Origin of the sequence: Streptococcus sp. AS14, from assembly GCF_000286495.1 — a bacterium.
Classification (GTDB): Bacteria; Bacillota; Bacilli; order Lactobacillales; family Streptococcaceae; genus Streptococcus; species Streptococcus sanguinis_P.
In genome coordinates, this window is the sequence record NZ_ALKI01000007.1 from 60,559 (window position 1) to 83,842 (window position 23,284).

Here is a 23,284-nt window from a genome sequence, read left to right on the forward strand (position 1 = left end):
TTTCTTATTTTTTAAACAATTTTGAAGCAAAACGCAAAGCAGATAAACCAGCTGTAGTTTTGACGGTTCCTTTACCAGCAGACACCGCTTTTTTACTCAGCGTACGCGCCTGAACGTTCAAATCTGAAACGGACTCAGACAGGTCCGCCACAGCTGTAAACAAAGGATCAATGGTTGCGACTTTTTGATTGATGTCGTCAGTTAAGACATTGACCTTGGCCAGTAAATCATTGGTTTGGTGAAGGGTCACGTTGACATCAGAAGTCAAGACCTTGATGGTATTTTCTGTTTCATCTAGCATTTTACCAGCTTTCTCGCCCAGATTTTTGACAGTAATCGTCAAGTAAATCACGAAGATAATGAGCGCTACCGCTAGTAATGCATAAGCAATTTCAATTATCATATTTCTCTCCTTTCATTGCAGACATCTCTTACAAGAGTCAGCGGCTCTAAGCATTTCTTATTCTTGATAATAAGGGGCTTTCTTTTTTCTTTGGTAAATGATGATGCCGATTCCGACAAAAATAAGAATCAGCGACAGCCATTGGGAAACGCGCAGACCAGCAAACATAAGACTGTCCGTCCGCATACCCTCAATAATCATCCGACCAAATCCATACCAAATTAGATAGAAGGCGGCGATTTCTCCCTGCCTCAGCAACTTAGGCCGACGGCGGAGAACAATAATCAAGATAAAGCCAATTAGGTTCCATACAGATTCATAGAGGAAAGTTGGCTGTCTGTAGCTGCCCTCGATATACATATTCTCACGAATAAAGCTAGGCAGATAGTCCAAACTCTTGACTGCTGCACCATAGGCTTCATGGTTGGCAAAATTTCCCCAGCGACCAATACTCTGGGCAATCATCACACTTGGTGCTGCAATATCCAGAAAATCAACTGGGTGAATCAGCCTTCTCCGACAGAAGAAATAGAGAACAATGGCACCAGCTATCAGCCCACCATAAATGGCAATACCTGCTATTCCGCCATTCCAAAAATCAATGATTTTTATCAGATTCTTACCGTAATAATCCCATTCAAAGGCCACGTAATAAAGCCGGGCACCCACGATGGCTACGGGAAAAGCCACTAGGATAAAATCCAAAATATCATCAGGAATAATCTTCCGACGTGGAGCCTCCTTCATGGCAAGATAAACGGCTAAAACTAAGCCTGTGACAATACAGATGGCATACCAGCGAATACTGATAGGCCCAAGTTGGATAGCTACTGGATCAATCATGTTTCACCTCATTTCGGCTAATTAAATCAGTGAGGCGTTCTTCAAAGATCTTGGTAGCATCATAGCCCATTTGCTTAGCTCGATAGTTCATCGCTGCAGCTTCAATCACGACTGAGATATTGCGGCCAGTCTTTACAGGAATCCGAATACGTGGAATTCTGACACCGGCAACCTCCAGCTCCTCTGTATCATTACCTAGACGGTCAAAAGTTTTTTGAGTATCGTAATTCTCCAAATAGACAGCTATCTGAACTTGAGAAGAATCTTTTACTGCACTGGCTCCGTATAAGCTCATGACATCGATGATACCAACACCACGAATTTCCAATAGGTGGCGCAGGATTTCAGCCGGTTCTCCCCAAAGAGTCACTTCATCCTTGGCATAGATATCCACTCGATCGTCCGCAACCAAACGATGGCCACGCTTAACCAACTCAAGCCCTGTTTCACTTTTACCAATTCCACTGTCTCCTTGGATGAGAACTCCCATTCCATAGATATCCATCAGGACCCCATGGACACTGGTTCTCTCAGCTAGCCGGGAATCAAGATAACTGGAAATTTCTCCAGACAAGCGACTGGTGGAGGTTTTGCTTCTAAGAATAGCAACCTGCTTCTCATCAGCCGCCTCAATCATTTCTTTAGGAATCTCTAAATTTCGAGCAATGATAACCACCGGCGTCTCAGGCTGGAACATTTTCAGCAGTACTTGATGGCGATTATGAGAGCTCATCTTCATCAGATAAGACCACTCTTTCATCCCAATCAGTTGTATCCGCTCGGGTGTATAAAAATCAAAATATCCAGTCATTTCAAGTCCAGGCCGAGAAATATCTGAAGTTTTAATTTCTTTCTCCAGTAAAACTTTATCTCCGTACTCCTGAGACAGACGAGACATTTTTAAGAGGTCTTTGACCTTTACTGACATTGTCTTCTCCCTTCAAATTTGTCTGCTTCTATTATAGCAAATTTTTACCTCAAAAGAATCTTTAAGATTGATTTTAGGTCGAAAAAATATTTTGATTTAAATCAACTTTTTAGTAAAAATAGAAAAACAGCCATAGTCTTAGTCAATCAGGCTGTTAAGAATCTTCTTTTGGTTATTAAAACAGGGATGGTTTTCTACAAAGGCAGGGACCTCTTTCAGGGGTAACCAGACATGAGCATCTGTTTCGCCTTCCTGATAGCGGACTTGACTCTTATCGCCAGACACAACCACCTCATAGTAGTCGAAATGGCACTGGTCTTTGATAGAGCACACCTGCTCCAAAAGCCTGATGCTGTCAGGAACCAGGCCCGTTTCCTCTTTTAACTCACGCAGGGCGGCTGTCTGACTATCCTCTCCTGCCAGCACACTGCCTCCCGCTCCGAACTCATAGTAGCCAGGATAGAGACTTTTATTTGCTGACCGTCGCATAAAGAGAATATCGCCATCCTGATGGCGAACCAAGACATTGACACAGAGATGAAACTGTCCTTCAGGAATTTTTTCTCCTCGAACCAGGAGATGAGGGAGTTGATTTCGATTTAAGTCATAAGCATTCCAAACTTCTGTCATATTTCCTCCTTGGATAAGTGCTTAGGTTTTCGTTGAATTTGTAAGGTTCAGTCTATTTCACTCTGATCATTTTCAGTTTGAGACATATCTCGCTTTTTATAGTTAGAAAGATTGATTGAATGAGCTATAGAGAATACGATTGTATTTGAAACTAGCATACCAAAAATATAAAATAGGCTGCTAGGAAGGGAGTTTATAATTATTTGGAAACCTCCAACAAAACCATAAATTATGAGAGTTAGAACTGGCAGAAATAAGATAGATACAAGTCCTACTAAACGCTTTGAGCTTTGCTCCGGAGATAATACTTTCCAGAAAAAGAAGAAATTCCATAGACCAAATGGAAAAGCTAGAATACCTATAAAGAAAACAAAAAAGAGAGCATATCCCCCTGCCACCATGCCCGCTACAAAAATAAGAACTAGATGTAGAATTAAACTAATAATCAAATAGAGGAAAAATTTCCACAAATACACCGGTAAAGAAAATTGTTTCATAATGCTGCCTTTCTAATCTTCAAAATGATCTGATAAATCAAGTGACTCACTCTTTTCCATTTGTTTAGCCATATGTAGCTGCTCACGTGCCTTTTTGATAGAATAGGCTAAGAAATAAAGAAACGTATTAACCAGAATAATAATGAAGAATATTGGAATCATGCTCTTAAGGCTATTGAACCAATTACTTAGACCATCTGCATGAGAACTATTCAAAAAGAAAACAGAAACTGCAATAAAAAGCGGATGCATAAAAATAGATAGTAGCAAAACACTTTTTTTCAGAGATTGATTAGTTGGCGGTGTAAACAGAAAGAAGAAAAAATTCAAAAAGCCATAGCCAAAAATCATCATCCCTAGAAAAGACATTGTCAGACTAGTGCCGTAATTAAACTTAAGGAGAAAAGCCAGAAGACCAAACCCTCCAAAACTAACAATAAATGACAGAATAATATAAAGCAAGAACTTGAGTGCATACCATATGATTGAAAATTTTTTCATAAAATCATTCTCTCCTCTTCATCTAGTAAAAAATCGGGAGTGCATCCCGAAATTTTCTATTTTATTAAGAATTACCAAAACCAACCGTCTTTATCGTCTTCGATAGCTTCCGCTTCTTTTCGTTTGCGTGGACCAGTTCCGTACATTTCTTCTTCTAAGTCTTCTTTATAAGGCATAACCATGGCCAGCAGGATATAGATGAGAATTCCCAAGCCGAAATTGACCACAGTAAAGATAATAAAGAGGAAGCGCACCAGGCTCAGATCAAAATCAAATTTATCAGACAGACCGGACAAGACACCGGAAATCAGTCGATTCTTTTTCAACTTATAGAATTTCACGTTCATGATAGAGACCTCAATGATCATATTTACTTTATTCTACCATATTTTATAAGAAAACAATCGGGCCAAAGGCTGATTATGGATTAGAATATTCATTCTTTTAAAAAAGAGAGTTCTTCAATGAACTCTCTTAATAATTATCAACCATTCTCCGACAAACGAAGCTTGCCCATACAGCGTCCGCAACGGTATTTTTGAAGATTGACTCTGCGTCTGCGACGGATAAGTGCTCCGCAGCTCAGGCATTCATAGATGAGAAAGGTTTGCGAGTCGGACAAGGATGGAGCGTAGCGCAGACCATCAACTCGCTTGAGCAGGTCTTTAAAATCTCTATGCCCATGGCGATAACCTTTACCCTGATAATAGAGATGATAGTGAGCCAGCTCATGGCGGACAATTTTTCGGAAAGTTTCCAGCCCAAAAGTTTCATAGATTTTTGGGTTAAAATCTAGATGGCCATCTTTAGGAAAGAAGCGTCCCCCTGTAGTCCGGAGGCGCTTGTTCCAATATGCTTGATGGCGGAATTCCCAGCCAAAATCCTCAAGCGAAACCCGCTTGACATAGTTAGTTAGATTCATTTGGTGCTATCAGAGAGAGGTTAACCTTCTCCCGCTCCACATCTAGCTTATCCACCCAGACAGTGACCAAGTCACCAACAGATAGGACCTGACTAGGATGCTTGATATAGTCTGTGCTCAGCTTGGAGATATGGATAAGACCGTCCTCGTGGATACCGATATCCACAAAGGCTCCGAAATCAACGACATTCCGAACGACTCCTTCCAGCTTTTGACCGATACGCAAGTCCTTGATATCCAAGACATCCTGCCGCAAGACTGGCGCGTCAAAGGAATCTCGCAAATCCCGACCAGGCTTAAGCAAATCAGCAATAATATCTTTGAGGGTTTCTTCTCCCAAGCCTAGCTCTGCAGCCAAACTAGCAGTCTGCACTGCTTTTAATTTGGCTTGGGCTGCTTCATCTAAACTGCTAATGTCAAGACGCTTAAAGAGCTCCTCCACCGCCTTATAAGACTCTGGGTGAACGCCTGTATTGTCTAGCAGGTTATCACTTTCGGGAATACGCAGGAAGCCGGCTGCCTGTTCAAAAGCCTTTGCGCCTAGACGCGGCACTTTCTTGATGGCCTCGCGAGACCGAATCAAGCCTTCTGTTTCCCGATATTTAACAATATTTTCTGAGATAGTCTTATTGAGACCAGCTACGTGGGCCAGCAGGGCAGGACTTGCGGTGTTGATATTGACCCCGACCTGGTTAACCACGGTATCAACGACAAAGTCCAGACTTTCAGACAGTTTTTTCTGGCTGACATCATGTTGGTACTGACCAACCCCGATAGACTTAGGATCAATCTTAACCAGCTCAGCTAAAGGATCTTGCAGACGGCGGGCAATGGAAATAGCTGAACGCTTTTCAACAGTCAAATCTGGAAACTCATGACGAGCCAGTTCACTAGCAGAGTAGACAGATGCTCCGCTTTCATTGACGATAACATAGCTGACATTCGGATGAGATTTCAAAACTTCTGCTACAAAGGCTTCGCTTTCTCGGCTGGCAGTTCCGTTTCCGATGGCAATGATTTCCACGCCAAACTGCTCAATCAGCTCCGATAACTCTTTCTTAGATGCTTCAATCTGAGCTGGCTTTGCTGGCGCTACTGGATAAATAACATGGGTCGTCAGCATTTTTCCTGTCGCATCAACAACAGCCAGCTTGGCTCCTGTCCGAAAGGCTGGGTCAAAGCCCAGTACTACGCGGCCTTTGAGAGGAGCAATCAGAAGGAGATGACGGAGATTTTCTGAGAAGAGCTGAATCGCACCATCCTCAGCAGCTTCAGTCAGCTCGGTCCGAATACGGCGCTCCATGGCTGGAATGATTTTCTTTTTGACTGCTTGCTGGACAGCTTCGATAATATAGGCATTTTTCACCTTGAAACGTACTTCAAAGAAGCGCAGGATCTTCTCGAGATTGTGCTCAAAGCCAACCTTGAGAATACCTAGCTTCTCACCACGATTAAGAGCCAGAGTCCTGTAGCCTTGCATAGTCGCTACTTTTTCAGAAAAATCATAATAAATTTGGAAGATCTGCTTTTCATCCAAATCACCGTCTTTGAGACTGGATACGATAGAAGAATTGGTCTGCATCTCATGGTAGGTCCAAGCCCGCAGCTTAGTATCTTCGGAAATTGCTTCAGTCAGAATATCCACTGCTCCAGCTAGAGCAGCTTCTGCTGTTGGAAAGGCTTCACTAGTAAGTTTCTCTGCCTCTTCCTGCAAGTTAGCCGCATCCTGTAGGATGAAGCGGGCCAAAGGAAAGAGACCTGCTTCACGAGCAATAGTAGCCTTGGTACGGCGCTTCTCCTTGTAGGGCAGATAAAGTTCTTCCACATCAGCCAGCTTTTCAGCAGCCTCAATCTCAGAGCGCAGCGCATCCGTTAGTTTGCCCTGCTCCTCAATCTTAGCTAAGACCGTCGCTTTACGCTCTGCCAAGGCAGTCATGCTCTTATCTAAGTCAATGATTGCCTTAATCTCGACCTCATCCAGATTTCCTGTCATTTCCTTACGGTAACGAGCAATAAAAGGAATCGTATTCCCCTCAGCGGTCAGATCTAGGACCTGTGATACTTGGCTTTCTTTAAGGCCCAATTTCTGGGCAATTTTTTCAATATTTATATTTTCCATAACAATCCTATTATATCACAAGTGCTTTGAAAGATAGGCTATTTTAGAACTATTTAGTACTATTTGTACAAAAAAATTTAGGGTAAATCAGCGACAAGAAGTCCCTTATGTTTCAAAATTTCATTTTTTGATAATTGGTAGTATAATAGAATTATTATTTTAGAAATGAGGTGCCTTTATGGCTGTTAAATTTACTAGATCAGACGATTTGGACAAGATGTTCGAGGAGTTTGCGACCCTGCCCAAGATGGAAAAGGTAGAGTTCCCTGAGGAAGACAAGAAAAAATCTAAAAACGAGAAGGATAAAAAAGAATGAGCTTCTTCTCTCAGCTACCGGCCAGTGTCCTGCAAGCTGGTGCCATTTTTCTCTCCATTATCATTGAGGCCCTGCCTTTTGTCTTGATTGGAAGTATCATTTCTGGCTTTATCGAGGTGTATGTCACGCCAGACAAGGTTTATCGTTTCCTACCCAAGAACAAATGGGCTCGGATTTTCTTTGGAAGCTTGGTTGGTTTTGTCTTCCCTTCTTGCGAGTGCGGAATCGTCCCTATTATAAATCGGTTTCTGGAAAAGAAAGTTCCCAGCTACACGGCTTTGCCTTTTCTGGTAACGGCTCCAGTCATCAACCCCATCGTGCTCTTTGCGACCTACTCAGCCTTTGGTAATTCCTTCCGAATGGCTCTGCTTCGTGCTTTAGGTTCTATGGTCGTGGCTATTCTTTTAGGGATTTTCCTGGGCTTCTTTGCGGATAGTAATATTCAGAAAGAAAATCGCAAGGCTGTTCATGAGCATGACTTTTCACATCTCAGCAAGAGACAAAAGCTTTTTCAAGTCTTCGTTCAAGCCATTGATGAATTTTTCGATACAGGTCGCTATCTGGTCTTTGGCTGTCTCTTTGCCAGCCTAGTCCAGGTCTATGTGCCAACCAGAATCTTGACCTCCATCAGCTCAACACCAGCTGTTGCTATTCTCCTGCTCATGCTGCTGTCCTTCCTGCTCTCACTTTGCAGCGAAGCTGATGCTTTCATTGGGAGCTCCTTGATTGCTAGTTTCGGCTTATCGCCAGTCTTAGCTTTCTTGGTCATTGGGCCTATGCTAGATGTCAAGAATCTGCTGATGATGAAAAACTACTTTAAGACACGCTTTATCTGGCAATTTATCAGCCTGGTTACCGTCGTCGTCTTTCTTTACTCTTGGCTTGTGGGGGTAGTGCTATGATCCGATTTCTAATCTTAGTCGGCTACTTTGAGATCACCATGTACCTACAGCTGACAGGCAAGCTCAACCAATATATCAATCTCCATTACTCCTATCTGGCATACTTGTCTATGATTCTGTCTTTTGTCTTGGCTGTCGTGCAGCTCATCATCTGGATGAAGAAGATGGAGGTTCACAGTCATTTAAACACTCGCTGGGCCAAGTTTGGCAGCGTGCTGCTCCTTGTCATTCCGCTTTTTGTGGGAATTTTCTTTCCAACTGTAACCTTGGATTCGACTACAGTTTCTGCTAAAGGTTTTCATTTCCCGCTGGCTGAGGGAACTTCAACTGCTATTCAGCAGGACGAAGGCACAACCAGCCAATACCTGAAGCCGGACACCAGTACCTACTTTACCAAGGGGGCTTACGAAAAAGAAATGCGGGCAGCTGCCAAGAAGTATATCAAGCAAGATACCATTCAGGTCACAACTGAGAACTACATGGAAATCATGGAGGTCATCTATGATTATCCCGACGAGTTTGTGGGCAAGACGCTGGAGTTCACCGGCTTTGTCTACAATGATCCCAGCGACCAGAAGAGTCAATTTCTCTTTCGCTTCGGTATTATCCATTGTATCGCCGACTCAGGTGTCTATGGCCTCTTGACGACTGGAAATACCCAGCATTTCGAGAATAATACTTGGATTCATGCCAAAGGAAAAATTACCATGCACTACCATAAAAGTCTTGGACAAAGCCTGCCAACTCTAGAAGTTGAAAGCTTTGATAAGGTAGAAAAACCAGAAAATCCTTACGTTTATCGGGTATTTGAATAAAGAAAACGAGGCTGGCACAATCGTGTCTAAGTCTCATTTTTTGTATTTGAATATGTTTCAAGCAGCGGTCAATTCCTCTCTATTTATCCCCCTTTTCAGAAACCGAATTTCTGAATACAATCTTTAGAAAAATTGTGATAAAATAGAGACATCATTTAGAAAATAGGTATCAGGATGTCTTCAAAAGTTATTGTAACAATTTTCGGAGCCAGCGGTGACTTGGCCAAAAGAAAACTCTATCCATCCCTCTTCAGGCTCTATAAGTCTGGCAATCTTTCCAAGCATTTTGCAGTCATTGGAACAGCCCGCCGGCCTTGGAGCAAGGAGTATTTTGAGTCTGTAGTTGTCGAGGCAATCGCTGATTTAGCTGACAGTCCAGAGCAAGCCCAAGAGTTTGCCAGTCACTTCTACTATCAAAGTCATGATGTGCAGGATACCGAGCACTACATTGAGCTGCGCAAGCTTCAAAACCGACTCAATGAGCAATACCAAGCCGAGCACAATAAGCTCTTCTTCCTGTCCATGGCTCCGCAATTTTTCGGAACCATTGCCAAACACCTCAAGTCTGAAAACATCGTAGATGGCAAAGGATTTGAACGCCTGATTGTCGAAAAACCTTTCGGGACAGACTTGGCAACTGCCAGCCAACTTAATGAAGAACTCTTGGCTGCCTTTAATGAAGAGCAGATTTTCCGTATTGACCATTATCTAGGCAAGGAAATGATTCAGAGCATCTTCGCTATCCGCTTTGCCAATCTTATCTTTGAAAACATCTGGAATCGTGACTACATTGACAATGTCCAGATTACCTTTGCAGAAAAGCTAGGTGTCGAAGAACGTGGCGGTTACTATGACCAGTCCGGTGCTCTACGGGATATGGTGCAGAATCATACCTTACAGCTACTGTCACTCTTAGCTATGGACAAGCCGAAAAGCTTCAGCAAAGAGGACATTCGAGCAGAGAAAGTCAAAGTTTTTGAACGCTTGGTAGAGCCGAATAAAGAAGACCTAAAACGCTTCTTTATCCGCGGTCAGTATAAGTCTGGCACAGTCAAAGGCAAGAAATACATCTCCTACCGGAGCGAGCCTAATGTCAATCCTGACTCTATGACCGAAACCTTTGCTTCAGGAGCTTTCTTCGTAAATAGCGAACGTTTCCGTGATGTTCCATTTTTCTTCCGAACTGGTAAACGCCTCACTGAAAAAGGCACTCTTGTTAATATTGTCTTTAAACAAATGGAGTCTATCTTTGGTGAGGAATTAGCACCAAATGTTCTGACCATTCATATCCAGCCGACTGAGGGCTTCTCTCTCAGCATGAATGGTAAAGAGGTTGGCGAGCGCTTCAGCTTAGCTCCTCTCTCTCTGGACTATCGAACAGACGCAACAGCTAGCGGTGCTTCCCCTGATCCTTACGAAAAATTAATCTTTGACGTCCTTAATAATGACTCAACCAACTTCAGCCACTGGGATGAAGTCCGCTCCAGCTGGGAGCTGATCGATCAGATTGAAGAGCTCTGGCATAGCAACGAAGTGCCTCTTCATGAGTATCCTGTCGGTTCTATGGGACCAGATGCTTCCTTTGAACTCCTTAGAGAATTTGGAGCTGACTGGCAGTGGTCTCCAAACAAATAAAATTTAAAAATTGTTCATAAAAAAACCAGTACTCATACTGGTTTTTTGTTTTATACCAAGCCTTCAAGCAGGCCTTTCATAAAGTTCTCCGAGTTAAACTCACCGATATCATCAATCTTTTCTCCAAAGCCAATCAGCTTCACTGGGATATCCAATTCCTGACGAATGGCTAGCACAACCCCACCTCGAGCTGTTCCATCAATCTTCGTCAGTACAATTCCTGTGACTGGAGTAATTTTAGAAAATTCCTTGGCCTGAACCAGAGCATTCTGACCGGTTGAAGCATCGAGAGCTAGGAAAGTTTCATGTGGCGCTTCTGGATCCACCCGCTTAATAATACGGCCAATTTTCTCCAGTTCCGCCATGAGATTGTCCTTATTTTGTAGGCGACCAGCCGTGTCAATCATAAGAACATCAACCTGCTCTGCCTGAGCACGCTCCATTCCGTCATAAACCACGCTGGCAGGGTCGCTCTTTTCAGGCCCTGTTACTACTGGAACGTCAACGCGCCGACCCCATTCAGCCAGCTGAGCTACTGCTCCAGCTCGGAATGTATCTGCTGCTACCAACATGACTTTCTTGCCTTGTTGTTTGTACTTATAGGCTAGTTTACCGATAGAGGTAGTCTTACCGACTCCGTTGACCCCAACAAAGAGCATGACAGTCAGTCCGTTTTGGAAATTGATTTTTTCATTAAAGCGGCCATCTTTCTCATAAATGTCTACCAATTTTTCAATAATCAGCTGGCGCAGAGCAGCTGGTTTTTTAGCATTTCCCAGACGCGCTTCATAGCGTAGTTCCTCAGTCAGACTGGAAGCCACTTGAACCCCTACATCACTAGTGATGAGCAGCTCTTCCAAGTCTTCGAAGAACTCTTCATCTACTGAGCGGAAATTGGCAAAGAAGGCATTGAGCCGTGCTCCAAACCCTGTCCGAGTCTTCTTTAGGCTGCGGTCATATTTTTCCTGAGTGGATTCCTCTTGAGGAAGTCCTGCAGGCTCTTCTGTAGCTGCTGCTTCTGATTCTTCAGCAACATCAGCTGCTTGATCGACCTGTTCTGATTCTGCCAGTGGTTCAGTTTCTATTTCTAGCTCGACCTCATTATTTGAATCAGTTACCACCTCGTCATGAGAAACAGCTTCATGCTCAATATGAGATGATGCTTTATCCGAAAGGTTTGTTTGTTCAACAAGTTCTTCTACCGTTTCGTCACTGCTTTCAGGCTGGTGCTCTTCTAAAGTTTCTTCAGTCTGACTTGCTCCTTGAGCCACTTCTTGATTTTCTGCAATAATTTCTCTTTCATGCTCTGGCTCCTTGCTTTCTTCTTGGATAGCTTGAGATGCTGGCTCTTCAACATCAGCTAAACTATCTTTTGTATCCGAAATTTGGTCATCAAGTTGCTGCTCGTCCTGATAGGACTGAACAGCTTCCGCTTCAAGATTTTCTCCTGCTTCTGGAGCAGGCGCTGTTTCTTCTTCAAGCTCGTCAATGTTTTCCAATGCTTCCTTGACAACTTCTTCGATCGGTGGTTCTTGCTTTTTTCGGCCGAAAAGGCGGTCAAATAATCCCATCGGCTAATCCTCCTTTAGTATATATTCTTCAATAGCCCAAGCCACTGCATCCTCATCATTAGTCATAGGTGTCACCACATTGGCTGCTTCTTTGACGATGGCTACTGCATTCTGCATGGCTACTCCCAGACCAGCCCACTCAATCATAGACAGATCGTTGGCTTCATCACCACAAGCCATGACCTGACTTCTCTCAATGCCTAAATGGGCAATTAGTTTCTCCAAACCATTAGCCTTATGGACATTTTTAGGGGACCACTCCAGCAGCATTTCTCTAGATTTAAAAATCTCATAGCGCTCAAATAATTCCGGTGAAATTTGCTCAATAGCCGCATCCAGTGGTTCTTGAGCATAAGCAGTGACACATTTGTTATAAGTCTGCTGGCTGGACAAATCACTAAAATCAATGGACTCAAAGGTCAGAGCAGGATTGAACTGAGCATAAAGCGAATCTTGATCGGACTGAATCTGATAGACAAGTCCTTCGCAGATAGCATCAAGCGGTATGTAGAGCTTGTCCGTCTCCTCGTAAATCCGAGCCACATCATCATAAGAAAAGACTGTTTTATCAAGGATTTCTCCAGTGTTGCGCTGAACAAGACCACCATTAAAAGTAATGGTGTACTCATCCTCTCGACCGTCTGTTCCCAGCTCATGCAGGAAAAAGTCCATGGCCTTAAGAGGGCGGCCAGTAGTCAGAACTACCTTAACTCCCTTGGCCTGAGCTGCTTTTAAAGCTGCTAAATTACGCTCAGAAATCTTCTTGTCTGAAGTCAGGAGAGTCCCATCCAAGTCCAGAGCAATCAGTTTTATATCTGCCATTACAATCCCTCCATGTAAGTGATAACCGACTGAGCATCATGGTGGCCGATGACTTCCTTGGCGACTTCTAAAATCTCAGGGCGAGCATTTTCAGTCGCGATCGGATAGCCAGCCACCTGCATCATGTGCATATCGTTGAGATTATCGCCAAAAACCATAACCTGAGAAAGATCTATGTCTAGCTTCTTGGCCAGCTCGACAATGGCAACCCCCTTATCCACATGGTCCAGAACGATGTCAATGGACTTGTAGCCAGTTGTCATGGCCTTGACTCCATCGATATTCTCATTGACCCAAGCTTCACCAGCTGCGACTTGGTCCTCAGCAAAATTGGTCGTAAACTTGAAAATTTCATCGTCGATATCAGCCAGGCTAGCTACTTTTTGAATATTTTCATTATAATGAGCACTGAAAGAAAGATAGGTCGGATCCACAGTCTCCAAGACATAGCAGGCACGTTTGCCCGTCAAAAGCAGCTCGTTGACATTGACATAGGGAGATTCCTGCAGCTTGTCAAAAACATTGAGATAAAAATTCCGAGGCATGGTTGCTTCATAGAGATCCTCGCCGTGAAATTCCACTAAACTACCGTTTTCAGCAATAAAAATAATCTCATTGCGTACTTCCTCAAACAGCTTTTCCAGCGACAAGAGACCCCGTCCGCTGGCTACGGCAAAGTACATATCTTTTTCTTTGAAGCGAGCCAAAACTTGCTTGAGGCGGTCCATATCAAACTGACCTTTACTGTCCAAAAAGGTGCCATCCATATCCGTTGCTACTAATTTTATACTCATTTTACATACTTTCTAAATCTTTTAACTTGACCGAGACAATCTTGGAAACCCCAGATTCCTGCATGGTAACTCCGTAAATAGAGTCTGCAGCTGACATGGTTCCCTTACGGTGAGTGACCACGATGAATTGGCTGTCCTTGTCAAATCGATTGAGATAATCCCCAAAGCGTTTAACATTCGCTTCGTCCAGCGCTGCTTCGACCTCGTCCAAGATGACAAAAGGAATGGTCTTAACGCGGATGATAGAGAAGAGTAGAGCCAAAGCTGACAAGGCCTTCTCGCCACCGCTCATCAGATTAAGCGACTGGATTTTCTTTCCCGGTGGCTGCACGGAGATTTCTACACCAGCTGTCAGCAAGTCTCCCTCCGTCAATATCAGGTCTGCCGAACCACCGCCAAACATCTGACGGAAAGTCACTTTGAAGCTTTCACGAATGGCTTCAAAGGTTGATTTAAAACGTTCCTTGACTTCGTCATTCATCTCTTCAATCGTCTCTAAGAGCAGATTTTTGGCTGATAGGACATCGTCTCGCTGCTCATTGAGGAAGTTCAAACGGTTGCTGACTTCTTCAAACTGCTCAACTGCTTCCAGATTGACTGGACCTAAAGCTCGAATAGCTTTTTCCAGATCCTTAACTTGGCTTTCAGCAGCTGGTAAACTTTCTAAAGGCCGAGCCTGGCTGCTTGCTTCATCAAAGCTCATCTGATAGTCATCTGTCAGATTGCTTGCCAGACGGCGCATGACATCCATGAGCTTATCCTTTTCTGCCTCTGCTTTAGCCTGCCGGCGAATCAATTCTTCATTTTGATGGCGGGCTTGCTCCAAACGACTGGCAATATCGTCAGACTGACCTTCTAGATCTTCAAGCTCAAATTTCAGACGAATCAGTCTTTGATCCAGCTCAATCTTTTCTTGCTTGGCGGTCTCTAATTGCTCTTCCAGAATCGTAATATCCACCTTTTGCAAGCTGGACTGCTCCTTTTGCTCCATCAAAAGTTCCAAGGTCGACTGCTCTTTTGCAAGGCTGGCTTTTTCCTCGGACAGACGTTCCAAGTCATTCTTTTCAAAGCGTTGATTGGAGGTCAGCTCTGTCCGCTGGAGCTTGAGTTCTGCTAGGCGAGAGGAAAGCTTGTCGAAACGAGCTTGAACAGCATCTTTGTTCGACTTAACCTGCTCTATTTCTGCTGTGATATCCGTTTTTTCTTGCTCAATCTCAGTCAAGCGGGTCTGCAGTCGGTCTTTTTCTTCTGAGATATCCAAAGCAGATTGACCAGCCAACTCCTGTTCCTGTAGATTTTTCAGGCTTGTGAGCTCTTCTACGCGTTTGGCTAACTGTTCATAGGCTAGATTAGCCTTTTGCTCAGCCAAGCGAGCCTGCTCACCGTCTGTCTTGATTTGTTCCAATACCTGCTTAGCCTGACTTAGCTGGTTTTGCAGAATTTGCACTGCTTCTTCCTGCTCTTTCAAGCTGGCATTTTTCTGCTTAATCTCCTCAAACAAAGCATCTAGCTCCGGCTTGATAAAGATAGTATTGTTATTGCGGTTGGCACCACCAGCATAAGATCCGCCAGTCCGAAGCTCCGTCCCATCCAAAGTCACCATGCGAACCTGATAGCGTACTTGACGAGCTGCCGCTCGGGCATGCTCCACTGTATCAAAAATAGCAGTCGTTCCCAGCAGATTTTGAAAAATGCTGTCTAACGATGACTCATAGCTGACCAAGGAAGAAGCCAGTCCCAGAAAACCAGCACTTTTTTCAATTGTAGCACGGTTATGGTCAGGCAGCTGACGCGGCTTGATGGTTGTTAAAGGCAGGAAGGTTGCCCGGCCAGCCCGATTTTTCTTCAGAAATTCGATAGCCCGAGTCGCAGCCGCCTCATCTTCCACGATGATATTCTGACTGCTGGCTCCCAACGCAATTTCCAGCGCAGTCTGATAGTGGGGGTCAAAGCTGAGTTTTTCGCTAACTGCTCCTACAATACCTCCCAGGCGGTCAGCCTCCTGCAGCACACTCTTGACTCCAGCATAGAAATTGCTGTGATTTTTAAGAATGGCCTCCAAGCTATTGGAACGTGCCTGCTTGTTTTTGAGGTCATCCAAAAGCTCAAACATCTTAGTCTGCTGATGCTTATAGTCAGCCTCTAGCTTCTCTACCAACTGAACCTGACTCTGGTAGTCAGCCAGTAGGCCCTTGAGGGCTTGGCGAGCAATTTCCAACTCCCCCAAACCAGCCTGCTCCTGAGTCTGGCTAGCCTCCAAATCAGCCTGCAGCTTAGCATAGTCAGCTTTCTTTCTCTCAGCTAATTTAAGCTCACTAGCCAGCTGGCTCTCCAGAGAAGTCAAGTCATTAGAAAGATTTGCCTCTTCCTGCATGAGCTTGACATACTGCTCACGCAAATGCTCAATCAGCTGGTCTGGATCATCTGAAAAGTCTGCTAATTCTGCTTCCAAAGCAGTGATAGACTGCTCATTGTCAGTCAGTTTGGCAGCTATTTGGCTCAATTCAGCCTGCTTGTCTTCTATGTTGCTTTCTATCTGAGCCAGTTTTTCTGACAAAGCGGCCAAACGTTCTTCATTTTCCCGACGGCTCGTCGCTGCTTGGCTGGACTCCAGCTTAGAAAGGTCAATCTGACGCTCCAAATCACTGATTAAGCGGGTCAATTCCAGCAAACTAGCTTGATCATCAGACAAAGTTTGATTGAGCTCATGGCGCTTGGCCTTCAAGGTTTGATTTTCAACTTCCAGCTCATCGCGCTTGCTGTAGTAGGCTGCTAGCTCCTGCTGGATACTCGTTAAATCTTCTTCAGCCTGGGTCAGTCTTTCCTTATTAGCTGTCAACTGAGCGACCAAAACATCCAAGTAAAGCTCTCGGCGCTGGCCATCCAGACTCAAGAAGCGCTTAGCAGTTTCAGCCTGCTTCTCCAAGGGCTTGATCTGGCTCTCCAGCTCGTAGATAATGTCTTCAAGTCGATCCAGATTATCCTGGGTTTGACTAAGCTTGCTTTCCGTTTCTTTGCGGCGTGTCTTATACTTAAGCACTCCAGCTGCTTCCTCAAAAATTGCCCGGCGTTCCTCCGGCTTGCTGTTAAAGATTTCTTCAACTTTCCCTTGGGAAATGATGGAGAAGGAATCTCGTCCCAGCCCAGTATCCATGAAGAGATCATGGACATCGCGCAGACGGACTTTTTTACCGTCAATCTTATACTCACTGTCACCGCTGCGGTAAATGTGACGCTCCACCCGAATCTCATTGGCAGCATCCTTGATAAATTGGTCACTGTTATCCAGAACCACTACCACTGATGCGTAATTTAGTGGCTTGCGGGTTTCTGTTCCCGCAAAAATCACATCGGGCATCTTGCCGCCCCGCAGACTTTTCACACTGGACTCTCCCAAGGCCCAGCGCAGGCTCTCCGTAATATTGGACTTGCCGGAACCATTTGGCCCAACAACCGCTGTCACTCCCTGATCAAAGACAACTTTAGTCTTATCAGCAAATGACTTGAAGCCCTGAATTTCAATTTCCTTTAAAAACATGAAGAACTTTCCTTTTCAAATGCGTTTTTAGCAGCTTCCTGCTCGGCCAGCTTTTTAGAACGCCCCTGGCCTTGACCGGACTTACGACCATTGATGAGAACGGCCACCTCGAAATTTTTGGCATGAGCCGGCCCTGTCTCGGAGACGACCTGATAGGCAATTTCCACATCGCCATTAATCTGCAGCAACTCCTGCAGCTTTGTCTTATAGTCCGTCACCCGCTCAAAATCTCCCGCTTCCACCTTGGGAATCATGACTTGATAGAGAAAGCTTTTGACTGCTTCCACACCCTTATCCAAGAGCAAAGCGCCTAAAAAGGCCTCGAACAAATCTCCTAAAATCGTATCACGATTCCGGCCGCCAGACTTCTCCTCTCCGCGTCCCAGCTTGATAAACTGATCAAACTGACAATCACGGGCAAATCCTGCCAGGCTCTCTTCCCGAACAATCATGGAGCGCAGCTTGGACAGATCGCCCTCTGGTCTCTTAGGATACTTGGTATAAAGATACTCCGAAATAATCAGTTGCAGAACAGCGTCTCCTAAAAATTCCAAGCGCTCATTGTGTGAAATTTTTAAGAGGCGGTGCTCATTGGCATAGCTCGTATGAGTAAAAGCCGTTTCCAACAAGGTCTCATCAGAGAAAACCAAGTCAAACTGCTCCAGCAATGCTTTTTTCAAATTTTCCATTACTATTTTAGATCATGCTGACTTCAGTCAGATAAGCAGCACGATACCTTTTCCTTTCCAAAGATATACAGTCTCTATTATAACAAAAAACAGGCGCAAACGCACCTGCTGACAGTGATTTCTATTCCTTATCCGGAATTACTTTAAACAAATAATAGGTGATAAAAACGGTCAGACCCAACAGTCCAATCTTAACCCAAATAATAGGCGCTAGAAAAATGGAAATCCCCATCAAGATATAGATGGAAACGATGATCTTTTTCTTACGCTCCTTGGCAATCGTTCCTGTCTCTCGAAAATCTGCCACATAGGTCTGATACATCTTTGTATGATAGAGCCAATTCTCAAAGCGCTTGGAACTGCGCGAAAAGCAGGCAATGGACAAGAGAAGAAATGGTGTCGTCGGCAGGAGAGGCAGAAAAATCCCCAAAACTCCCAACCCTAAAGATAATAGACCTACCACAAAATAAATTGGCCGCATACAAGCTCCTTTGTAAAATAAAATTGTTGCTTTTTAAATATTTAATGGATACCGCACTAGAGCGAGAAAACTAAACCTTTCGGTCTGGTGTTTAAATACTCGTCAAAGGCGTTGCGTTATCAGGCGAGGTATCATAGACCTGGAAGTCGTGACCGACTGCCATATCGGCTTGAGCCAGTTGATTGACCATGGTCATGTGAGCCAATTCTTTGATATTATTTTCCTTACTGAGATGGCCCAGATATATTCGCTTGGTGCGATTGCCCAGAGTCCGAATCATAGTCTCTGCTCCATCTTCATTGGACAAGTGACCCATATCCGACAGAATCCTCTGCTTGAGACTCCATGGGTAGGCACCGCTGCGGAGAATTTCAATATCATGGTTGCTCTCAATCAGGTAAGCATCGGCATTTTCGATAATTCCAGCCATCCGGTCACTGACATAGCCCGTATCCGTCAGCATGACAAAGCTTTTGTCATCCTTCATAAAGCGGTAAAATTGTGGACAGGCTGCGTCATGACTAACACCAAAGCTCTCCACATCCAAGTCTCCAAAGGTCTTGGTCTTGCCCAATTCAAAGATATGCTTTTGACTAGCATCCAGCTTGCCCAGGTCCTTTTCCATAGCCTTCCAAGTGGCCTCATTAGCATAAATATCCAGATGATACTTGCGAGCCAATACACCAACACCATGAATGTGATCCTTGTGCTCATGAGTCACTAAAATAGCATCCAAATCCTCAGGCTTGCGGCCAATTTCGCCCAGCAAGCTCGTAATTTTCTTGCCTGATAAGCCAGCGTCAACCAGAATCCGCTTTTGATCTGTTTCCAGATAGAAACAGTTACCACTTGATCCTGACGCCAGAATACTGTATTGAAATCCTTTAGTCATGTTTACTTTCTATATATCATCTTCATTATCCCAGTCGTCATCCCGGACACCATCATTCTCATAAGGCAAGACAATGGTAAAGGTCGAGCCCACACCATACTCACTCTTAGCCCAGATAAAGCCCTGATGCTGCTTGATAATTTCCTTGGCAATAGCCAGCCCCAGACCCGTTCCGCCTTGGGCACGGCTGCGTGCTTTGTCCACTCGATAAAAGCGATCAAAAATCTTAGGAAGGTCCTGTTTGGGAATCCCCAGACCTTCATCTGCAATCGAGAGAATCAACTGCTCATCAGTTGTCTTGATGGAAACAGTAATGGTTCCACCATCTGGCGAATACTTGATGGCATTGTTCATGATATTATCAATCACCTGGGTCAGCTTATCTGTATCAATCTCCACCCAAATCGGTGTTATCGGATAATCACGGATAATCTCATATTTCTTGGTTTCGTCTTGATTTTTTATCTTGTCAAAGCGATTGAGGATAAAGGTGATAAAGGCTGTAAAATTCGTCAGCTCCACTTCCAGATGACTAGTCTCGTTGTCGATACGTGACAAGCTGAGCAAGTCCGTCACCATCCGCATCATGCGGTTGGTTTCATTGAGCGATACCTTGACAAAGTCTGGCGCTACTGGCTCAGACAAGGCTCCCTCATCCAGGGCTTCCAGATAGGACTTAACACTGGTCAGCGGAGTCCGCAACTCATGGCTGACGTTGGAGACAAAGAGGCGACGCTCCCGCTCTTCCTTGTCCTGCTCTGTCGTGTCATGCAAGACAGCTACCAAACCAGAAATGAAGCCCGACTCACGCCTTACTAGGGCAAAGCGAACCCGCAAGCTCAAATACTCACCATTTTCATCCTGAGAATCTATCGTCAGCTCAGGTACATTGGTAATCAGGTCCCTCAAATCATACTCGTCTGAAATCGAAAGCAGATCCAAAATACTCATATTTTGGACCTCATCTCTCTTAACTCCCAACTGCTTGGTTGCCATATCGTTGATAGTGATAATCTGTCCCCGGCGGTTGGTCGCAAGCACGCCATCTGTCATATAGGACAGGATACTGGAAAGGCGTTTTGTTTCTTGCTCAAGGTTTTCATGTGTCAGTCGAATGACCTCTGAAAGATCATTGATACTGTTGGTCATATCTGTGATTTCCGGACTTCCCTGCATGTCCAGCACTTCAGAATAGTCCCCTGCAATCAAATCTTTAACCTTTTGATTAAGCTGTACAAGCTTTTGGTTATCACGGCGATTTTCCAATAAAAGCAAGGCAACAACTACAATGAAGCCGATAATAATGATTGCAAAGACAAAATCCGCAGAAATCACAAATTGTTTAATTGCTTCAATCATTATTTCTCATATAGTAGCCAACTCCGCGGCGAGTCAGGATATACTCAGGTCGGCTTGGCGTATCTTCAATCTTTTCACGCAGGCGACGAATGGTCACATCGACTGTACGGACATCGCCAAAATAGTCATAACCCCATACTGTTTCCAGCAAGTGCTCACGTGTCATCACCTGACCGATATGTGTCGCCAAATGGTGAAGAAGTTCAAACTCGCGGTGAGTCAACTCCAGCTCCTTGCCATGCTTCTTAGCAACAAAAGCATCTGGCAAAATCTGCAGTTCCCCAATGGTCAGCTCGTTCGGGCCACTTTCTTCTATTTGGTTTTCCACAACAAGGTCTGCCCGACGAAGAAGTGCCTTAACACGCGCCTGAAGCTCACGATTTGAGAAAGGCTTGGTCACATAATCATCCGCACCGATTTCAAGGCCGATAACCTTGTCAAACTCACTGTCCTTAGCGGACAATACAATAATCGGAACATTGCTGGTCTTACGAATAGTCCGAGCCACTTCCAATCCATCCACTTCTGGCAGCATCAAGTCCAAAATCAAGATATCTGGCTGTTCTGCTTCAAACATTTCCAAGGCTTCCTTACCATCAAAAGCAGTCAAAACCTCATAGCCTTCCTTGGCCATATTAAACTTAATAATATCTGAGATTGGCTTCTCATCATCTACAACTAATATTTTCTTCATATGTTCACCTTAACATAAGATTGGGATTGAATCAACTCCATGATAGAAAAGTTGTGACATAGTCAGCTAAGTCGTCCTGCATCAACACGTGCAAAAGGCAATCTAGTTTGCCTAGCTAGACTCCCAATCCAATTTTATTTATTTATATATCTTATTATACCAAAGTTTTCTTAAAAAACACTAATTCAAGCCATTTTTATTCCACATTTGTAGAAAATGGACGATTCTCATCAAAAAAATTTCTCTCTGAATAAAAATAGTCATTTTTATTCAATTTGACAGTTTATTTATTCTATGGTAAAATCTATGTCATATTATCTAACACAAAGGAGAAAGATATGGCTTTAGTTGAATTTAAAAATGTCGAAAAGTATTACGGAGATTACCATGCTCTGCGCAATATCAATCTCAGTTTTGAAAAAGGGCAAGTAGTCGTACTGTTAGGACCATCTGGCTCAGGAAAATCTACTCTTATCCGTACAATCAACGCTTTAGAAGGTATTGACCAGGGAAGTCTGATTGTCAACGGCCATGAGGTCGTGAACGCTGCTGCCAAAGATCTGGTCAACTTACGCAAAGAAGTCGGAATGGTCTTTCAACATTTTAATCTTTACCCCCACAAAACGGTGTTAGAAAATGTTACCTTGGCGCCTATTAAAGTTTTAGGAATGGATAAACAAGAAGCTAAAAAAATCGCTCAAAAATATCTAGAATTTGTCAACATGTGGGACAAAAAAGACTCTTACCCAGGCATGCTGTCCGGTGGACAAAAGCAAAGGATTGCCATTGCCCGTGGTTTAGCCATGCACCCTGAGCTCCTACTCTTTGATGAACCAACTTCTGCCCTGGACCCTGAAACAATCGGTGATGTTCTGGCTGTTATGCAAAAATTAGCCAAAGACGGCATGAACATGATTGTGGTCACACACGAAATGGGTTTTGCCCGTGAGGTAGCTGACCGCATTATCTTCATGGCAGACGGTGAGGTGCTGGTGGATACTACTGATGTAGATGCTTTCTTTGACAATCCTACTGAACCTCGCGCTAAGCAATTTCTCAGTAAAATTATCAACCATGAGAGTGATAATGTGCTTTCTTAGAAAGGAGAAGATCTATGAAACTAAAGAAAATAATCATCAGCCTAGTCTTACTCCTATTGACTCTTGGCTTGATTCACGTCGTTCCCGCACAAGCCGATTCCAGTACCAGCCAACAGGTCAAGGCTATCCAGAAACGTGGTGTCCTCAATGTCGGTGTCAAACAGGATGTACCTAACTTTGGTTACCTCAATCCTGATAGTAATACTTACAGCGGTCTAGAAATCGATATTGCAAAGAAAATTGCCAAGGAACTAGGCGTCAAAATCAACTACGTCCCAGTTACCGCACAAACCCGCGGACCACTGCTAGACAATGGACAAGTTGACATGGTCATTGCGACTTTTACCATCACAGATGAGCGTAAGGAAATCTATAATTTCACAACCCCTTACTACACTGATGCTTCTGGTTTTTTGGTTAATAAATCCAGCAAAATTACAGACGTCAAGGACTTGAATAACAAGACTATCGGCGTCGTTCAAGGCTCTATCACTCAGACCTTGCTGGAAGAAATCGCCCAAGAGAAAAAACTCAACTTCGAATATGTGGAGTTAGGCTCCTACCCTGAACTTGCTGTTTCCTTGCGGGCTCACCGTATTGATGCCATTTCTGTTGATAAGTCCATCCTGACCGGCTATGTAAGCTCCAAGTCAAACATTCTGGATTACAGCTTCAAAAAAGCCGATTATGGTGTGGTAACAAAAAAATCCAATACTCAATTGAATGACTATGTAGATGGCCTAATCTCTAAATGGAAGGAAGACGGCAGTCTACAGAAACTTTATGACAAATATGATTTAAAACCATCTACTTCAACAGATGATTAGAAAGGA

At 44.0% G+C, this 23,284-nt stretch carries 24 protein-coding genes; 6 read left to right on the plus strand and 18 right to left on the minus strand.

Going from position 1 to position 23,284, the window contains the following annotated elements:
* Positions 1-4: 4 nt before the first annotated feature.
* From HMPREF1150_RS09015 to HMPREF1150_RS08975, 9 genes are all read right to left on the minus strand, one after another.
* Positions 5-403 carry a DUF948 domain-containing protein gene (locus HMPREF1150_RS09015; RefSeq protein WP_002897219.1) on the minus strand — a complete coding sequence of 133 codons (399 nt, stop codon included), beginning with the start codon at positions 401-403 and terminating at the stop codon, positions 5-7.
* Positions 404-460: 57 nt separating this feature from the next.
* The gene (gene lgt / locus HMPREF1150_RS09010; RefSeq protein ID WP_002894973.1) at positions 461-1,246 is read right to left on the minus strand and encodes a prolipoprotein diacylglyceryl transferase; all 786 of its coding nucleotides are present in this window, start codon (positions 1,244-1,246) and stop codon (positions 461-463) included.
* Complete coding sequence (gene hprK / locus HMPREF1150_RS09005) at positions 1,239-2,174, minus strand: HPr(Ser) kinase/phosphatase (RefSeq protein WP_009659315.1); 936 nt, start codon at positions 2,172-2,174, stop codon at positions 1,239-1,241. Before hprK ends, lgt begins: the two co-directional genes overlap by 8 nt.
* A 138-nt stretch (positions 2,175-2,312) precedes the next feature.
* Entirely contained in the window at positions 2,313-2,804 is a 492-nt protein-coding gene (locus HMPREF1150_RS09000) for an NUDIX domain-containing protein (protein ID WP_009659262.1), read from the minus strand.
* Positions 2,805-2,851: 47 nt separating this feature from the next.
* Positions 2,852-3,301, minus strand: a complete 450-nt coding sequence (locus tag HMPREF1150_RS08995; protein WP_009659266.1) for a hypothetical protein — start codon at positions 3,299-3,301, stop codon at positions 2,852-2,854.
* A gap of 12 nt (positions 3,302-3,313) precedes the next feature.
* Entirely contained in the window at positions 3,314-3,802 is a 489-nt protein-coding gene (locus HMPREF1150_RS08990; protein WP_009659347.1) for a hypothetical protein, read from the minus strand.
* Between the two features lie 71 nt (positions 3,803-3,873).
* Entirely contained in the window at positions 3,874-4,149 is a 276-nt protein-coding gene (locus HMPREF1150_RS08985) for a PspC domain-containing protein (RefSeq protein ID WP_032905380.1), read from the minus strand.
* 137 nt (positions 4,150-4,286) lie between these two features.
* The gene (locus HMPREF1150_RS08980; protein ID WP_009659268.1) at positions 4,287-4,724 is read right to left on the minus strand and encodes a SprT family protein; all 438 of its coding nucleotides are present in this window, start codon (positions 4,722-4,724) and stop codon (positions 4,287-4,289) included.
* Positions 4,711-6,843 carry a Tex family protein gene (locus HMPREF1150_RS08975; protein WP_009659356.1) on the minus strand — a complete coding sequence of 711 codons (2,133 nt, stop codon included), beginning with the start codon at positions 6,841-6,843 and terminating at the stop codon, positions 4,711-4,713. Before HMPREF1150_RS08975 ends, HMPREF1150_RS08980 begins: the two co-directional genes overlap by 14 nt.
* 178 nt (positions 6,844-7,021) lie before the next feature.
* Between HMPREF1150_RS08975 and HMPREF1150_RS11490 the strand changes: the two genes are divergently transcribed.
* From HMPREF1150_RS11490 to zwf, 4 genes are all read left to right on the plus strand, one after another.
* Positions 7,022-7,159 (plus strand): SPJ_0845 family protein, encoded by a 138-nt coding sequence (locus tag HMPREF1150_RS11490; protein ID WP_002897213.1) that lies wholly within the window; start codon positions 7,022-7,024, stop codon positions 7,157-7,159.
* Positions 7,156-8,061, plus strand: coding sequence for a permease (locus HMPREF1150_RS08970; protein ID WP_002912891.1), 906 nt, complete (start codon positions 7,156-7,158; stop codon positions 8,059-8,061). The genes HMPREF1150_RS11490 and HMPREF1150_RS08970 overlap by 4 nt, the downstream gene beginning before the upstream one ends.
* Entirely contained in the window at positions 8,058-8,876 is an 819-nt protein-coding gene (locus HMPREF1150_RS08965) for a TIGR03943 family protein (protein ID WP_032905367.1), read from the plus strand. The genes HMPREF1150_RS08970 and HMPREF1150_RS08965 overlap by 4 nt, the downstream gene beginning before the upstream one ends.
* 174 nt (positions 8,877-9,050) lie before the next feature.
* Entirely contained in the window at positions 9,051-10,511 is a 1,461-nt protein-coding gene (gene zwf, locus HMPREF1150_RS08960) for a glucose-6-phosphate dehydrogenase (protein WP_009659299.1), read from the plus strand.
* Positions 10,512-10,561: 50 nt separating this feature from the next.
* Here the strand turns inward: zwf and ftsY are convergent, their stop codons facing one another.
* The 9 genes from ftsY to yycF form a co-directional block, all read right to left on the minus strand.
* Complete coding sequence (gene ftsY / locus HMPREF1150_RS08955) at positions 10,562-12,082, minus strand: signal recognition particle-docking protein FtsY (RefSeq protein WP_009659247.1); 1,521 nt, start codon at positions 12,080-12,082, stop codon at positions 10,562-10,564.
* Positions 12,083-12,085: 3 nt separating this feature from the next.
* A complete protein-coding gene (locus HMPREF1150_RS08950) occupies positions 12,086-12,904 on the minus strand; it encodes a Cof-type HAD-IIB family hydrolase (protein WP_009659296.1) in 819 nt (272 codons plus the stop codon).
* Positions 12,904-13,698 carry a Cof-type HAD-IIB family hydrolase gene (locus HMPREF1150_RS08945; protein ID WP_002906098.1) on the minus strand — a complete coding sequence of 265 codons (795 nt, stop codon included), beginning with the start codon at positions 13,696-13,698 and terminating at the stop codon, positions 12,904-12,906. The genes HMPREF1150_RS08950 and HMPREF1150_RS08945 overlap by 1 nt, the downstream gene beginning before the upstream one ends.
* Before the next feature lies 1 nt (position 13,699).
* A complete protein-coding gene (gene smc / locus HMPREF1150_RS08940; protein ID WP_009659343.1) occupies positions 13,700-17,236 on the minus strand; it encodes a chromosome segregation protein SMC in 3,537 nt (1,178 codons plus the stop codon).
* Positions 17,227-17,925: a ribonuclease III gene (gene rnc / locus HMPREF1150_RS08935; RefSeq protein ID WP_002903151.1), complete on the minus strand. Its 699-nt coding sequence runs from the start codon at positions 17,923-17,925 to the stop codon at positions 17,227-17,229. The genes smc and rnc overlap by 10 nt, the downstream gene beginning before the upstream one ends.
* 121 nt (positions 17,926-18,046) lie before the next feature.
* Complete coding sequence (locus HMPREF1150_RS08930; protein WP_002903152.1) at positions 18,047-18,406, minus strand: YbaN family protein; 360 nt, start codon at positions 18,404-18,406, stop codon at positions 18,047-18,049.
* A gap of 91 nt (positions 18,407-18,497) precedes the next feature.
* The gene (locus HMPREF1150_RS08925) at positions 18,498-19,298 is read right to left on the minus strand and encodes an MBL fold metallo-hydrolase (protein WP_009659352.1); all 801 of its coding nucleotides are present in this window, start codon (positions 19,296-19,298) and stop codon (positions 18,498-18,500) included.
* Positions 19,299-19,307: 9 nt separating this feature from the next.
* Complete coding sequence (vicK, locus tag HMPREF1150_RS08920) at positions 19,308-20,657, minus strand: cell wall metabolism sensor histidine kinase VicK (protein ID WP_002899938.1); 1,350 nt, start codon at positions 20,655-20,657, stop codon at positions 19,308-19,310.
* Positions 20,650-21,351 (minus strand): response regulator YycF, encoded by a 702-nt coding sequence (gene yycF / locus HMPREF1150_RS08915; RefSeq protein WP_009659314.1) that lies wholly within the window; start codon positions 21,349-21,351, stop codon positions 20,650-20,652. The genes vicK and yycF overlap by 8 nt, the downstream gene beginning before the upstream one ends.
* A 338-nt stretch (positions 21,352-21,689) precedes the next feature.
* Between yycF and HMPREF1150_RS08910 the strand changes: the two genes are divergently transcribed.
* Both HMPREF1150_RS08910 and HMPREF1150_RS08905 read left to right on the plus strand, forming a co-directional pair.
* Positions 21,690-22,451 (plus strand): amino acid ABC transporter ATP-binding protein, encoded by a 762-nt coding sequence (locus tag HMPREF1150_RS08910; protein WP_009659238.1) that lies wholly within the window; start codon positions 21,690-21,692, stop codon positions 22,449-22,451.
* Between the two features lie 14 nt (positions 22,452-22,465).
* Positions 22,466-23,278 (plus strand): transporter substrate-binding domain-containing protein, encoded by an 813-nt coding sequence (locus HMPREF1150_RS08905; RefSeq protein WP_009659316.1) that lies wholly within the window; start codon positions 22,466-22,468, stop codon positions 23,276-23,278.
* The last annotated feature ends 6 nt before the right edge of the window (positions 23,279-23,284 follow it).